The 13,108-nt window shown below is 67.9% G+C and carries 12 protein-coding genes; 3 read left to right on the forward strand and 9 right to left on the reverse strand.

Translation table 11 applies throughout. The features are described 5' to 3' along the window. Nucleotides 1–81: 81 nt before the first annotated feature. Nucleotides 82–1,005, forward strand: coding sequence for a LysR substrate-binding domain-containing protein (locus ACQ4L4_RS25560; RefSeq protein WP_431101592.1), 924 nt, complete (start codon nt 82–84; stop codon nt 1,003–1,005). Between the two features lie 4 nt (nt 1,006–1,009). Here the strand turns inward: ACQ4L4_RS25560 and ACQ4L4_RS25565 are convergent, their stop codons facing one another. From ACQ4L4_RS25565 to ACQ4L4_RS25575, 3 genes are all read right to left on the reverse strand, one after another. Beyond that, on the reverse strand, nt 1,010–2,878 hold the full coding sequence (locus ACQ4L4_RS25565; RefSeq protein ID WP_431101593.1) for a DUF885 domain-containing protein: 1,869 nt from the start codon (nt 2,876–2,878) through the stop codon (nt 1,010–1,012). A gap of 85 nt (nt 2,879–2,963) precedes the next feature. Further along, complete coding sequence (locus tag ACQ4L4_RS25570) at nt 2,964–3,392, reverse strand: hypothetical protein (protein ID WP_431101594.1); 429 nt, start codon at nt 3,390–3,392, stop codon at nt 2,964–2,966. Between the two features lie 280 nt (nt 3,393–3,672). Further along, the gene (locus ACQ4L4_RS25575; protein WP_431101595.1) at nt 3,673–4,314 is read right to left on the reverse strand and encodes a hypothetical protein; all 642 of its coding nucleotides are present in this window, start codon (nt 4,312–4,314) and stop codon (nt 3,673–3,675) included. A gap of 200 nt (nt 4,315–4,514) precedes the next feature. Here ACQ4L4_RS25575 and ACQ4L4_RS25580 point away from each other — a divergent pair, with 200 nt between their 5' ends. Beyond that, a complete protein-coding gene (locus ACQ4L4_RS25580) occupies nt 4,515–5,546 on the forward strand; it encodes a WD40 repeat domain-containing protein (RefSeq protein ID WP_431101596.1) in 1,032 nt (343 codons plus the stop codon). Here ACQ4L4_RS25580 and ACQ4L4_RS25585 read toward each other — a convergent pair. Continuing rightward, nucleotides 5,494–6,672, reverse strand: coding sequence for an NAD(P)/FAD-dependent oxidoreductase (locus ACQ4L4_RS25585; RefSeq protein WP_431101597.1), 1,179 nt, complete (start codon nt 6,670–6,672; stop codon nt 5,494–5,496). The two genes, ACQ4L4_RS25580 and ACQ4L4_RS25585, sit on opposite strands and share 53 nt — an antisense overlap. 267 nt (nt 6,673–6,939) lie before the next feature. Between ACQ4L4_RS25585 and ACQ4L4_RS25590 the strand changes: the two genes are divergently transcribed. Further along, nucleotides 6,940–8,334: an RtcB family protein gene (locus tag ACQ4L4_RS25590; protein ID WP_431101598.1), complete on the forward strand. Its 1,395-nt coding sequence runs from the start codon at nt 6,940–6,942 to the stop codon at nt 8,332–8,334. Between the two features lie 13 nt (nt 8,335–8,347). On the opposite strand, the gene ACQ4L4_RS25595 is transcribed toward ACQ4L4_RS25590, so the two are convergent. The 5 genes from ACQ4L4_RS25595 to ACQ4L4_RS25615 form a co-directional block, all read right to left on the reverse strand. Further along, complete coding sequence (locus ACQ4L4_RS25595; RefSeq protein WP_431101599.1) at nt 8,348–8,746, reverse strand: hypothetical protein; 399 nt, start codon at nt 8,744–8,746, stop codon at nt 8,348–8,350. Further along, on the reverse strand, nt 8,743–9,183 hold the full coding sequence (locus ACQ4L4_RS25600) for a DUF4085 family protein (protein ID WP_431101600.1): 441 nt from the start codon (nt 9,181–9,183) through the stop codon (nt 8,743–8,745). Before ACQ4L4_RS25600 ends, ACQ4L4_RS25595 begins: the two co-directional genes overlap by 4 nt. An 86-nt stretch (nt 9,184–9,269) precedes the next feature. After that, on the reverse strand, nt 9,270–10,589 hold the full coding sequence (locus ACQ4L4_RS25605; RefSeq protein ID WP_431101601.1) for an MFS transporter: 1,320 nt from the start codon (nt 10,587–10,589) through the stop codon (nt 9,270–9,272). A 19-nt stretch (nt 10,590–10,608) separates the two neighbouring features. Then, nucleotides 10,609–11,715 (reverse strand): porin, encoded by a 1,107-nt coding sequence (locus ACQ4L4_RS25610; protein ID WP_431105014.1) that lies wholly within the window; start codon nt 11,713–11,715, stop codon nt 10,609–10,611. A 32-nt stretch (nt 11,716–11,747) separates the two neighbouring features. Beyond that, nucleotides 11,748–13,079 carry a gallate dioxygenase gene (locus ACQ4L4_RS25615; protein WP_431101602.1) on the reverse strand — a complete coding sequence of 444 codons (1,332 nt, stop codon included), beginning with the start codon at nt 13,077–13,079 and terminating at the stop codon, nt 11,748–11,750. Nucleotides 13,080–13,108: the final 29 nt, after the last annotated feature.

The following is a 13,108-nucleotide window of genomic DNA, read 5'->3' on the forward strand; positions in this document are numbered from 1 at the left end:
GTTGTGGAGCGCTGGAAGCGCCGGCCTTCGTGCAGGCAAGCCGCACAATGACCGCTCGACAACACCAGACCCTCCGGCGACATGGACCGATTCGACGCGCTGCAGGCCTTCGCCCGCGTGGTGGAGGCGGGCAGCTTCACCAAGGCGGCCCAGACGCTGCACATGAGCAAGACCACCGTGACGCAGCTGGTGCAGCAGCTGGAAGCGCGGCTGCGCGTGAAGCTGCTGCATCGCACGACGCGGCAGGTCCGCGTGACGCCCGACGGCGCCGCGTACTACGAGCGCGTGGTGCGCGTGCTGGCCGAGCTCGATGACGCGGACACGGCCTTGTCCGATGCGACCAGCTCGCCGCGCGGCCGGCTGCGCGTCGACGTGCCGACCCCGTTCGCGCGCATGGTGCTGATGCCGGCGCTGCCGGACTTCCACGCGCGCCATCCGGAGATCCAGCTCGACATGGGCGTCAGCGACCGCATCGTCGATGTGATCGGCGACAACGTCGATGCCGTGCTGCGCGGCGGCGAGGTCACCGTGCCGTCGTTGATCGCGCGACGGGTCGGCGATCTGCAGCTGGGCGTCTTCGCATCGCCCGGCTACCTGGCGGTCGCGGGGACGCCCGCGCATCCGCGCGAGATCGAGGAACCCCACCACCGCATCGTCGGGTTCCTGCGGGCCAGCAAGGGCACGGTGGGATCGATGGAGATGCGGCGCGGCGACGAGGTCGTCGAGGTGCGCGGTCGCTACGTGGTGGCCGCCGACGACGGCAACGCCTACCTGGCGGCGGGGCTCGCCGGCATGGGCGTGCTCTGGTTGCCGCGCTACATGGCCGATCCGCACGCGGCGCGCGGCGAGCTCGTGCCGCTGCTCACCGACTGGGCGATGGACCCGATGCCGATGTACCTTGCCTATCCCCCCAACCGCCACGTCAGCGCGAAGCTGCGCGTGTTCATGGACTGGATCGAGACCTTGATGGCCCGCCACGCACCCCTGGCGACGGGGCGGGCGTGATCGCTCAGGGCGCCGCGTTGGCCGACCCCGAGCCCGCGCTGCGGCGGCTGTCGACCCATGCGTCGACCACCTGTTCCAGCACCGTCAACGGCACGTCGCCGGTCAGCAGCACGACGTTGTGGAACTGCTTGATCTCGAAGCGGTCGCCCAACTGCTGGCGGGCCTTCTCGCGCAGCGCCTCGATGCGCAGACGGCCCAGCATGTACGCGCAGGCCTGCCCTGGCCACGTGACGTAGCGGTCGACCTCCTGCGGCGTGATGCCGTAGTCGATCGCCTGCTGGCGGGTCCACTTCATCGCATGCAGGCCGGTGTCGACGACCAGGCGCCGCGCGCGGAACAGCGCGCCGTAGAGCTGGCCGAGGTGTCCGACCGGGTCGCCCTCGTACCAGCCGTTCTCGACGGCCAGCTGCTCCGAGTAGAGCGCCCAGCCCTCCACGTAGGCCGAGCCCGCCGTGAATGCGGCGCGGCGACGGAAGTAGGGCAGGTCCTTCGCCTCCATCTGGATCGCGAGCTGGAAGTGGTGTCCCGGGATCGCTTCGTGGTGGACCAGCGTCCGCATGTCGGCGATCTCGTAGGTCGGCCCTGCGAGCGGCGCCCAGAACACGCCCGGCTGCGAGCCGTCCGGCGCCGGCGTCGTGTAGTGCGCGGCGGCGGTGGGCTCGGTCAGCGCGGGCTCGCGGCGGACCTCGACGGGCGCCTTCGGCATCACGTCGAAGATCAGGCGGGCGCGCGCCTCGGCGTCGCGCAGGTAGGTGGTGTAGCGGTCCAGCAGCTGGCCCTGCGGCGCGGCGTCCTTGGGCTGGCGGTCGGCGTCCATCTTGCGATAGCGCTGCTCGATCGAGCCGTCCGCGTAGCCGAGCTGCCGCAGCAGGCCGTCCATCTCGCCCTCGATGCGGGCGACCTGCTTCAGGCCGATCGCGTGGATCTCGGCCGGCGTGAGTGCGGTCGTCGTGTTCTCGCGCAGGCGGGCGGCATAGAACTTGTCGCCGTCGGGCAGGCGCCAGACGCCGGCATCGTCGGTGGTCAGCGGCAGTTGCGCGCGCATCAGCGCCAGGCCGCGCTTCCACGCCGGGACGACCGACTTCGCGATGATGGCCTCGGCCTGCGCGCGAGCGCGCTTGCGGGCGTCGTCGCTCATGTCGGCCAGGCCGGCCATGCGCTCGGTCAGCGAGATCACCAGCGGATTGGCCGCGGGGGGCGCGGCCACGAACTGCTCGATCTGGCCGATCGTCGTCGCCGTGATGAAGCGCGGCATCAGCACGCCCTTGGCCTGCGACGCGCGGGCGCGGGCGATGCCCTGGTCCATCAGCGCGGCCAGGCCTGCCATCCGTGTCAGGTAGCTGCGCACGTCCCGCGCGTGGCGCATCGGGTGCTCCTGCACGAGGAAGGTGATCGGGCCGACGTGCACGCCGTCCATGTGCTCGAAGACGTAGTGATGATCGAGGAAGGCCGCGCCGGCCACGTCCTGCTGCATCGTCCACGCCATGAGCGCGGCGGAGGTGCGCTGCGTCGGCGTCAACGCCTCGCGCGGGAAGCGGGCGAGCTCCGCCAGCGCCTGCCGGTCGCGGGCGACGTCGGCCAGCTCGGAGGCGCGCGAGAGGTCGTTCCACTGGCCGTCGAGCCGGTCCTGCGTCGGGCCCTCGAAGTACTGCATGCGGGTGGCATGTTCGGGCAGGCGCTTCATGCGGGCGGCGGCGATGCGCTCGGCCCAGGCGTCGAAATCGGCGGCGCCGAAAGAGGCTGTCGCGGTCGCGGTCGCTGCAACGGCGACATTGAGGACCGGCGCGGTGGTCATCCAGCCGGCCACGCCGGCAGAGATCAAGGTCCGGCGCCGGAGGGGCAGCGCGCCGGTAAATCGGGTCGTCTTCGTCATGAACTCTCCCTGGTCGACGATGCGTCGATTGGAACGGGAGGCAGGGTACCCGGCTATTCGTCACTCCCGGGCGAGCGGGACGGGGTCACTCGCCGCTGAACTCGTAGTCGGCGAACTCGGCGTGGCTCCACTTGATCAGCACCTTGAGCCGCGCGGCGGCGGCGGGGAGGGCGGATCGGTCGAACTGGCAGAACAGGCTGACGTTGCCGTCTTCGCCGAACAGGCTGAGCTTGCTGCCCTCGCCGCACGCGAACGGCTGACCGTCGAGCTCCGGCGCGATGCTGGCCGAGGTGTCGTCATGCCCGCCGGTGAACATCGCGCGGAAGCTGAAGCGCTTGGGCGCCGCGCCGGCGGGGAGGGTGCAGGTGATCTCGCGCCAGTCCATCATGCGGTCGGTTTCGACGCAGGCGGCCGCCTTGAGCGAGGTGCCGGGTGTTGCGTGGGCGGGCGTTTGCGCGTGGGCGGACGTCGCGCAGAACGCGCAGATGGCGAGCAGCAGGGCGGTCGTTCGCATGGCGAGCCTCGATGCGTGAAAGCCGGAGATCTTCGCCGGGCCGTGTGACAAGGCAACACGTGGCACCTTGACGGTTGTCGTGTGGAAATCTTGCGAGTGAGTGTCGGTGCCGATAAACTTCGGAGCTCAAGATCTACATTGTGGTGGGGTGAAAAAGGTAGTGCCGCCCGAGTCATCGGGTCCCAGCTGGAATGGGAGTTCGCGGTCTCCGCGATAGAGAACCCCGCAGCGCGGCGGCCCCTTCGGGGGCCGTCTGTCTTTCTGGCCCTTGTTGCCAGCGTCAGGCTTTGACCTTTCGACCCAATCCAGTCGCCTTCAGGATTGTGAGAATGGAGACCCTGCGTCGTTCACGCCGGCGATGGTCGAATAGTTCCTTCGCGTACGCCGACTGAACGTGGAGAAGCAGGCGCCGCTTGCGCTTCTTGTCCCGGAAGACCTCGAAGAAAACGACGTAGTGGCGCGGCTGGTTGCCAGCAGCTTCGAGCTCCTCTGACGTCGTGAAGTTCTGAGGGTCTTCTCGTGCGATCTGGATGGCACGGCTTCGAAGTTCCCGGATCAATGCGGGAAGACGGCGTTGCGAAAGCTCGAAGCGTTCTTCGCAAAGCACGCGCACCTCGCGGCCATCGTCGAACAGTTCGTCCAATGGAATCTCGTGTCGCGCGCGGCCGTCACGCGAGAGCGAGTGTGTGAAGCAATGGGACGAGAAGACCACGACGACGGTGACCTCGAAACCGAGGCCCGGATCGACGCGGAATGCGAAGGGATCGAGATGTGAGAGGTCCCAAGGGCGACCGCGGCAGGATACGCCTTTGAACTGATGGTGGGGGCGAACGACTTCGAGGTGTTCGGTGATGGGCACCTGAGTGAAGTCGATGGCGTCGCAGGAGGAACGCGGTTCTTCCTCCGCAGTCGAACTGAGCATGATGGGTCGGCCCTTGGAGCAGCAGGGCGGACATGTTTCTTGGGAAGTTCGATGCGGTTCTTGCGATCAATCAAGGGCGACGTTGATCAAGCAAAACGTGAGTGATTCGTGGCGAGCCTGCGACCCCATACGTGTAGGTTTGCGAGTGGCGACAACTGGAATCTGTATGGAGGTTCGCAGTCGTTGTCATGCGGGCGGATATGCTTGCCGCCATGTCTGACTCAACACCACCATCGAGACTCATTCGCGTCGGCAAAAGCTTCCAGCTCCGCTTCACGGCAGACGGGGATCACGTCATTGCGGTGGGTCGCGACATCGTCGTGTGGAGCCTTCGGGAGAGACAGCGCGTTGGGTCGATCCGCCCGTTCGCGCACCCAGCGTATTTGGACATCTCGCCTTGCGGCGACCGGGTTGTTGTCAAGAACACGGCCGGTCGGCTAGCCATTCTGTCCGCTGCTCACCTCGAGCTCATCGCGCTCTTTCCAGCAGACCAGACGAGCGAGGGCTGTCAGCCCTTGTTCTCCCCTTGCGGAACGCGCATCGTCGACGGTTCGGGGGATGGGGCTCTTCGAGTTCTCGACGGTGAGACGGGGGAAGTCGTCCATCAGGAGCTGTCCGCCGGCGTGATGATCAACGCTCTTGCTTGTGATGCGCGGCGCAGCTTGTATTCCTATGTCAAACAGCGCAAGTGCAAGGACCGCGACAGCGCGTTGCCCTTCAGCCAGATCATGTTGCGCAGATGGCCGTTCGAAGACCACTCGGAGCTTGAACTGCCTGTCGGCGCAGGCTACGTGAATGCGGCGACGCCAAGTCCCGACGGAAGTCGCCTGGCGGTCATTCAGATGAACACCGCATCGGAAATGTCGCTTCAAGTCGTCGACCTATCCACTGGCAGGTGCTGCGGCCGGCGATCGATCCTGTTCGGTGGAACCGCGTGGTCGCTCGGGTGGTCGCCCGACGGCACTCGCCTCTGCTGTGTCGAACGAGGCCAGCTGTCCGTCTTTGATAGCTCGTCCCTGAGGCTGGTGGGCCGATACATTGACCCATACCCCTGCTCAGTGGAGTTCTCTTCCGACGGCGGAAAAATCGCCATAGGTTCATGGGAGAAGGGGACGATCTTGGGAACCGACCAGATCGAAGCAATACCTCAAGAGGTCATTGCGATGGACCGCACAAGCCTCACACGAACTGCGCCGCCGCATTCGCCGACGCCCACGCCCACTGGAAGTTGAAGCCTCCCAGGTGACCGGTGACGTCGAGCACCTCGCCGATGAAGTACAGCCCCGGCGACTTCAGCGATTCCATCGTCTTGGACGACACCTCCTTGGTGTCGATGCCGCCCAGCGTGACCTCCGCCGTGCGGTAGCCCTCGGTGCCCGCAGGCACGACCTGCCATGCGGACAGGCGCTGGGCGATTTGCTCCAGCTCCGCGTGCGTGTACTGCTTGATCGGCTTGGACACGAACCACTGCTCGCCGATCAGCGTGGCCATCTTCTTCGTGAACAGCTCCGCCAGCAGCGTCTTGAGCTCCGCATTGGGCCGATCGTTGCGCTGCTGCGCGAGCCAGCCGGGCACGTCGAGGTCGGGCAGCAGGTTGATCTCCACCGCCTGACCCGGCAGCCAGTACGACGAGATCTGCAGGATCGCCGGCCCGCTGAGGCCGCGGTGCGTGAACAGGATGTTCTCGCGGAAGCTCTTGCCGTTGCAGCTGACCAGGCAATCGACCGAGGTCCCGCTGAGTTCGTTGCACAGGTCCTTGAGCTGGTCCGTGATCGTGAACGGCACCAGCCCGGCGCGCGTCGGCAGCAGCGTGTGGCCGAACTGCTTCGCGACCTGGTAGCCGAAGCCGGTCGCGCCCATCGTCGGAATCGACAGTCCGCCGGTGGCGATCACCAGCGACTGGCAGCGCATCGGCCCTGCGGTGGTGGTGAGCGCATAACCCGACTCGGTCTTCTCGATCGTCTCGACGGTGGTGTCGAGCATCGGCGTGACGCCGACCTCGGCGCATTCGGCGAGCAGCATGCGCAGGATGTCGATGGACTTGTTGTCGCAGAACAGCTGGCCGAGCTTCTTCTCGTGGTGCGGGATCTGATGCTTGTTGACCAGCGCGATGAAGTCCCACTGCGTGTAGCGCGCCAGCGCCGACTTGCAGAAGTGCTTGTTCTCCGAGAGGAAGTTGGCCGGCTCGGTGTACAGGTTGGTGAAGTTGCAGTTGCCTCCGCCGGACATGAGGATCTTCTTGCCGGCCTTGTTGGCATGGTCCACCAGCAGCACGCGGCGGCCGCGCTGGCCCGCCAGCGCGGCGCACATCAGCCCCGCGGCGCCCGCGCCAATGATCACGACATCGGTGTCCTGCACGTCCACAACTGCTTCCCTTCGACCCTGAACAACCTGCTTGAACCCGCTTCGCGCCCAGCGGAACGCTGCGGGCGACGGGCGCGGGACTTTAACGCAAACGCTCGCGCGGGCCTTGCGGGCCTCGCTGTCGACGGCTAGACTCGCGCCCTCTTTCCTGACTGCTGCTGCAGAAAAGGTCCTCAGCCGCGGCTTCTCGCCGGCGGTTGTCCCTTTTCGCCTGGGCTTCCAGGCCTCGGGCGCCTTCCGGCCCCCGGAGAGCACAGCACCATGTCTCACTCCCTTCGACTCCAGCGAGCCTTCGCGCGCTCGCACATCGACCTGCGCTTCGAGGACGGCATCTACACCGTCCGCAACGACAGCGCACAAGCCACCATCCTGCTGCCGGCCGCGTTGCCGCTCGAGGAAAAGGCCGTCAAGCAGCTGCTCGCCTTCGCCTCGGTGAAGACGCCCGGCGGCGATGCCGCCGTCTGCGCCGCGTGCGCGACGCCCGACTTCCACCCCGGTTCGATCGCGCCGGTCGGCGCCGTGGTCGCGACGCCGGAAGACGTCGTCATCCCCGCCGCCATCGGCACCGACATCAACTGCGGCATGCGGCTGGTGACGACCGGGCTCTCGCTCGCGCAGGCGGCGCCTCGCCAGTCCGCGCTCATCGCGCGGCTGAAGGCCGTGCTGCTCGAGAACGCCCGCAACGTCCCGACGCCGACGCAGGCCTTCAAGGCGCTGTTCGATGACGGGCCGCTGGCCTTCCTCGACCGCATCGCGCCGGAAGGCCTGTGGGCCGGCGTCGACCGCGACCGGCTCGTGGCGGAGGTCGATCGCTGCGTCGGACTCGACCGGCTCGGCGGGCACTCGCGCCACGCGCCCCATGCGTTCGTCGATGGGCGCGATCGCTTCCGGGATCCCTGTCTCGGCACGCCAGGCGGCGGCAACCACTTCGTCGAGCTCCAGGTCGTCGATCGCATCCTCGATCGGCACGCGGCGTATGAGCACGGTCTGCGCGCGGGCGACGTCGTCGTCATGATCCACAGCGGCTCGCGCGACATGGGCTTCCACGTCGGCGCCCGTTGGATGGATCGCGCTCGCGACGCGTGGCCCGTCGGCGTCCGTCATCCGGAGAGCAAGCTCTACGCCCTCGAGGGCCCGCTGGCCGGCGAGTACCTCGAGGCCATGGGCGTCGCCGCCCGGTACGCGTGGGCCAACCGGGTCGTGCTGGCGGAGATGGTGCGGCGGGAGCTGGCCGATCTGTTCGGTGCGGACAGCTCGCGGCTGGTCGTGGACGTGCCCCACAACGTCGTGCTCGCCGAGCACGGCCTGAACATCCATCGCAAGGGATCGACGCCGGCGCACGAGGGGCAGCTCGCACTGATTCCGGGTTCGATGGGCGACGGTTCGTACGTCGCGCGCGGGCTTGGTCATCCAGACTGGCTCTGGTCCTGCAGCCACGGCGCGGGTCGGCGGATGCGTCGCCAGGAGACGCGACGCCTGCAGGCCGTCGACCGCAGTGATGCGGACTGGCAATGCGTGACCCTGCGCGAGGAACGCCGCATCGAGGAAGCGCCCGAGGCCTACAAGCCGATCGGGCCCGTCATCGATGCGCAGACGAGCGCGGGGCTCATCGAAGGCGTCGCGAAGCTCAGGCCGTGGGTGACGTTCAAGGCGTGAGCGAATCTGGCCTTCATGCGCGCGAGTCGCGGCGCGCTCGCGAGCGCGCCTTCAGCCGTCTGCGTGTGGCGTCGCACACCGCCTTCACGAGGTAGAAGGCGGCCACGAACGGCAGCACACCGCCAAGACCTCCAAAGGCCAAGAACAACGTCGCGCCGCCGATGTCCTGGACAGCGAGGGCAGCAGCCAATGCGCCGATCGCCAGATATACCAGGAACCACAGCGGCCATGGCACGCGTGAGATCCGGCGCACCAGAGCCGCCAAGCACCCGGACAGCATGCCGGCGACCATCCCCGCGGCCACGACGAACGTCAACAGCTGGGCATCGCCATGCGCGTGAGCCGCGATCGGATGCGCAGCAATCAGCATCACCAGGGTAAGGCGCGGAGGTGAGAGCGCGGAGGAATTCATCGCGTACGCGTCATCGTTTCGACAGCGACATCCTGGCACCGAATGGTCCATTCGATGCCCGACACGAAGAGCATGCGGAACTCGACGCCGACATCGAGAGCCTCCATCTCGACGTAGCCGAGATCTTCCAGCTCTTCGATGGAGACGCCTTCAGGCAGGGTGCCGCCCGCAGTGATGCCGATGAACGTCATCGCGTAGCGCATCGGATGTTGCAACGGTTGATCCCAACCGTTCAGCACGAGCGAGAGCCTTTGTCCTGGGACGTCCGTGTCGACCGCCACGACTCGAGCGTCGTGCAGTGTGTAGTCGTCCCACAAGCGCAGGAGGTCGGCGGGAAGCCGATGACGGACGGACGCGAGGTAGCTCTCGTACTGGCGGAAAACAGCGAGGTCGGGATCGCCGGCGGCATCCCGCCACGCTGGGGTGAAGAACTTCATCGGTTGAAGGGCCCAGGGATCTTGGATGCAGCATCCTACGGCCCTTCGCATGACGCCGGCGATGGCGTGACGTCAATCCGCGATGCTCACGCCGTTTCGCGCAGCACACTGCCCCGCACCGCCACCGCGGCCAGCACTGCCGGCACCGCCAGCAGCGCGAGGATCCCTGCGAAGCTCCACCCCAGTCCCAGCAGCACGCCGCCGACCATCGATCCCAGGATGCTGCCGAAGCGACCCACGCCGAGCATCCAGCTCACGCCGGTCGCGCGCGCCATCGTCGGATAGCACGAGGGCGCGTAGGCGTTGAGCCCTGTCTGCGCGCCGCTCATGCAGAAGCCCACCAGCGCGGACAGCAGCCCCAGGCCGTTCACGCCGGCCCCCATCGCCGCCAGCAGCAGCACGCTCAGCGCGCCGCCCGCATAGGCGATGCTGATCACCCGCGTCGGTCCCATCCGGTCCATCAGCCAGCCGACCACGACACCGCCCGCTGTGCCGCCGATCTGGAACATCGCCGTCACCATCGCCGCCTGGGAGATGCTCAACCCCTGTTCCTTGAACAGCGTCGGCAGCCAGCCGGTCAGCAGGTAGATCACGAGCAGGCCCATGAAGTAGGTGGTCCACAGCGCCAGCGTCTGACGTCCGTAGCCCGCCGAGAACAGCAGCCGCACCGGCGTACGGGCCGCCACCTCGGGCTCCTTGGAGACGAACTGCGTGTGCGCCGCGAAGCGCTCGCCGCAGACGCGGCCGAGCGTCGCCGCGATGCGCGCGCCCGCGACGCCGCGCACCGCCATGAATCGGCACGACTCCGGCAGCCACGCCATCAGCAGCGGCACCAGCACGAGCGGCAGCGCGCCGCCGACGGCCAGCACCGAGCGCCATCCCCAGTGCGGGATCATCCCGGCCGCCACGAAGCCGACCAGCGCCGAGCCCAGGTTGAAGCCGGTGAACATCAACGTCACCATCAACGAGCGGGAACGCTCCGGCACGTACTCCGACAGCAGCGTCGTCGTGTTGGGCATCGCCGCGCCCAGGCCGATGCCGGTGAGGAAGCGCAGCACGACCAGCTCCGTCAGCCCCTGCGCCCGGGACGCCAGCAGCGTGAAGATCGCGAAGACCAGCACCGAGATCACCAGCACCTTCTTGCGGCCGATCCGATCGGAGGTCGGCCCGGCGAAGATCGCGCCCAACACCAGGCCGATCGGCGCGGCGCTCATCACCATGCCGAAGGCGGCCTTCGAGATGCCCCACTCCTGCAGGATGGAGGGCGCTAGGAAGCCCATGATCGCCATGTCCATGCCGTCCGCCGCCACCACCAGGAAGCACAGGGCCAGCGTCAGCCATTGACGCGAGGACATCCCGCGTCCGTCGATGAACGCGCGAACGTCCACTACCGAAGTCGTATTCACCACGTGTCTCCCATCGACCTCAGAAGGCGTGGCGGATGCCCACGCCCAGCCCCGTCTGCGAGCCGCCCGCCACCGGCGTGCTGCCCGCCGCCGCGGCGGCGTTGCTCACCCCCAGCGCGAGCGTGCCGTCGTTGTCGATGCGGCCCGCCGTCGCGTAGACCGACGTGCGCTTGGACAGGAAGTAGGTGCCGCGCAGGGCCCACAAGGTCGCCTCGTTGGCGCTGTTCTTGTAGTCCAGCTTGAACACCTGCGCGTCGAGTCCCCAACTCGGGGTCAGTGACCAGGTCGCGCCGGCGTACCAGAGGTTGCTCTTCGGCGTCGTGGCGCTGGCGTCGTTGCGGCGGGCGATCAGCCCCGCCGCGAGCTTCCAGTCGCCGGTCTTGAACCAGCCCGCCACCGTGCTGCGGCGGTCCTTCATCGCGCTGCTCGTCAGACCCGCGAAGGCGCCTGCGCCGCCGCGGATCTCGTCGATCGCGGCTGAGGCGCCCCACACGGGCGTGTCGTACTTGACCATGGCCGACCACTGTCGGCAGGCGTTCTTGTCGGCGGCGTTCTCGCCGGCGCAGTTGGTGCCCGACGGGCTCGGACCTGCGTTGACCGCGTCGCGGCCGGGGCTCCAGGTCGCGCCGACGGTGAAGCCGCTGAACTGGCCGCGATAGGCGATCGCGTTGTCCACGCGCGCATTCGGCAGGTAGCTGTCCAGCGAGCCGGAGCCGAACATCGCCGGGCCGAGGATGTCCGCATCGGTCTGCGACCAGAACAGCATCGAGTACTGGCGCCCGAGGCTGATCGTTCCCCAGCCGCCTTGCAAGCCGACGTAGGCCTGACGGCCCCATGCGCGCCCGCCCTGGTTGAGCGTGCCGCTGTCGGCGCCGATGCCCATCTCCAGCGTGAACACGGCCTTGAGCCCGTCGCCAAGATCCTCGGTGCCGCGGAATCCCAGTCGGGACGGTGCATAGCCGCCGCTCAGGCCCGGCATGCGCGTGAGGCTGGCGCCACTGGCGCCGACCTTGTTCAAGTACTCGACCGGCACGTCGAGCAGTCCGTAGATCTGCACGTTGGTCGAGCTCTGCGACTGCGCCTGGACCGGCGCGTGCGCCAGGCCGCACAGCGCGCCGGCGGCCATCAGCGTCGTCGCGGAAAGTCTTCTTGTTGTCTTCACGATGTCTCCTCGTCTCTTGGGTTGGGGGAAGGGGATGGGTGCGGAGCGGCGGCATCGGATGCGGAGGCCACCGATGCGACCGAATAGAGGACCCGTGCGTTGCGGGTCGCCTGGAACGCGTCGAGCGTCTCGCCGCGCATCGCGGCGTAGATGTGCAGGTTGGAGACGCCGATCACGGCGCCCAGCTTCTCGAGCAGGAAAAAGATGACGCCGTACCGGATCAGCCCGATCCAGTCGCGGTGGCGCACGAGGTCGCGTTCCTCGTCGCTGAGCGCGGCGCGTTCGAACGACGTCTCCTCGTCGGCGAGGAAGTCGCGGCGCACGGCGGGATCGACCAGCGCATGCAGGAAACGGTTGAGCCGGTAGGCGGTGACGCTGCGTTCGAGGGTGAACGGATAGGTGCCGGGCAGGGCGGCGACGCCGTCGAGCTGACGCGCCATGTGCGCGCGATGCCGATCGAGCATCCCCTCGGGCAGCGCCTGCCGGGCCTGTTGCGCCGGCTCGAAGATCGCCGTCGCGATGCCGGTCATCGACGGCAGCGTGTATGCGCGGTGCAGGCAGGTCACCTGCGCCGCCAGCGCGCCGCGCATCACCAGCCACATGATCACTTCCGAGCCTTCGAAGCCGCCCAGCGTCGCGTACTCGGCGTGGGTCATATCTGCGAGCGCCTCGGGGTCCTGTTCGAGCAGGTCCAGGAACCGGGCGTCCCACGCGGGGTTGTTGAAGCCCGCGCGCTCGCCGTGCACCTGGTGCGACAGGCCGCCGGTCGCGACGATCGCGACGCGCAAGTCCTCGGGGTAGCTCTCGATCGCGCGGCGCAACGCCTGGCCGAGCCGGTAGCAGCGTCGCGCGCTCGGAATCGGAAATTGCAGCACGCCCATCTGCAGCGGCACCAGCTTCACCGGCCACGCCGGCTCGTGCGGGCACATCACCGACAGCGGAGAGAAGCAGCCGTGGTCGAGCGCCTTGTCCTGGAAGAAGGACATGTCGAACTCGTCCGCCATCAGCGACTGGCCGATGTGCGCCGCCAGTCCGGGATGCCCGTCCACCGGCGGCAGGTCGCGCGCGCCGCCGCCCTCGTCGGCCACGGTCCAGCGCTCTCCGACCCCCAGCGAGAACGCCGAGTAATGGTCGAAAAAGAACGAGGTGACATGGTCGTTGTAGACCATCAGCAGCACGTCGGGTTTGCGCGCCGCGAGCCAGTCCTGGACCGGCGCGAAGGCGTCGAAGATCGGCGCCCAGGCCGGGTCGGAGCGCTTGTCGCGGTCGAACGCGAAACCGATCGTCGGGGTGTGCGAGGCGGCGATGCCGCCGATGATCCGGGCCATGGAACTTCCGAGAGGGGGCGTGGCGCGCG

Origin of the sequence: Roseateles noduli (genome assembly GCF_050626985.1) — a bacterium.
Classification (GTDB): Bacteria; Pseudomonadota; Gammaproteobacteria; order Burkholderiales; family Burkholderiaceae_C; genus Roseateles; species Roseateles noduli_A.

Excerpts from the sequence above, each read along its gene's own strand:
- ACQ4L4_RS25560 (WP_431101592.1), top strand. The coding sequence starts at position 82 with ATGGACCGATTCGACGCGCTGCAGGCCTTCGCCCGCGTGGTGGAGGCG.
- ACQ4L4_RS25565 (WP_431101593.1), bottom strand. The coding sequence starts at position 2,878 with ATGACGAAGACGACCCGATTTACCGGCGCGCTGCCCCTCCGGCGCCGG.
- ACQ4L4_RS25570 (WP_431101594.1), bottom strand. The coding sequence starts at position 3,392 with ATGCGAACGACCGCCCTGCTGCTCGCCATCTGCGCGTTCTGCGCGACG.
- ACQ4L4_RS25575 (WP_431101595.1), bottom strand. The coding sequence starts at position 4,314 with ATGCTCAGTTCGACTGCGGAGGAAGAACCGCGTTCCTCCTGCGACGCC.
- ACQ4L4_RS25580 (WP_431101596.1), top strand. The coding sequence starts at position 4,515 with ATGCTTGCCGCCATGTCTGACTCAACACCACCATCGAGACTCATTCGC.
- ACQ4L4_RS25590 (WP_431101598.1), top strand. The coding sequence starts at position 6,940 with ATGTCTCACTCCCTTCGACTCCAGCGAGCCTTCGCGCGCTCGCACATC.
- ACQ4L4_RS25595 (WP_431101599.1), bottom strand. The coding sequence starts at position 8,746 with ATGAATTCCTCCGCGCTCTCACCTCCGCGCCTTACCCTGGTGATGCTG.
- ACQ4L4_RS25600 (WP_431101600.1), bottom strand. The coding sequence starts at position 9,183 with ATGAAGTTCTTCACCCCAGCGTGGCGGGATGCCGCCGGCGATCCCGAC.
- ACQ4L4_RS25610 (WP_431105014.1), bottom strand. The coding sequence starts at position 11,715 with ATGGCCGCCGGCGCGCTGTGCGGCCTGGCGCACGCGCCGGTCCAGGCG.
- ACQ4L4_RS25615 (WP_431101602.1), bottom strand. The coding sequence starts at position 13,079 with ATGGCCCGGATCATCGGCGGCATCGCCGCCTCGCACACCCCGACGATC.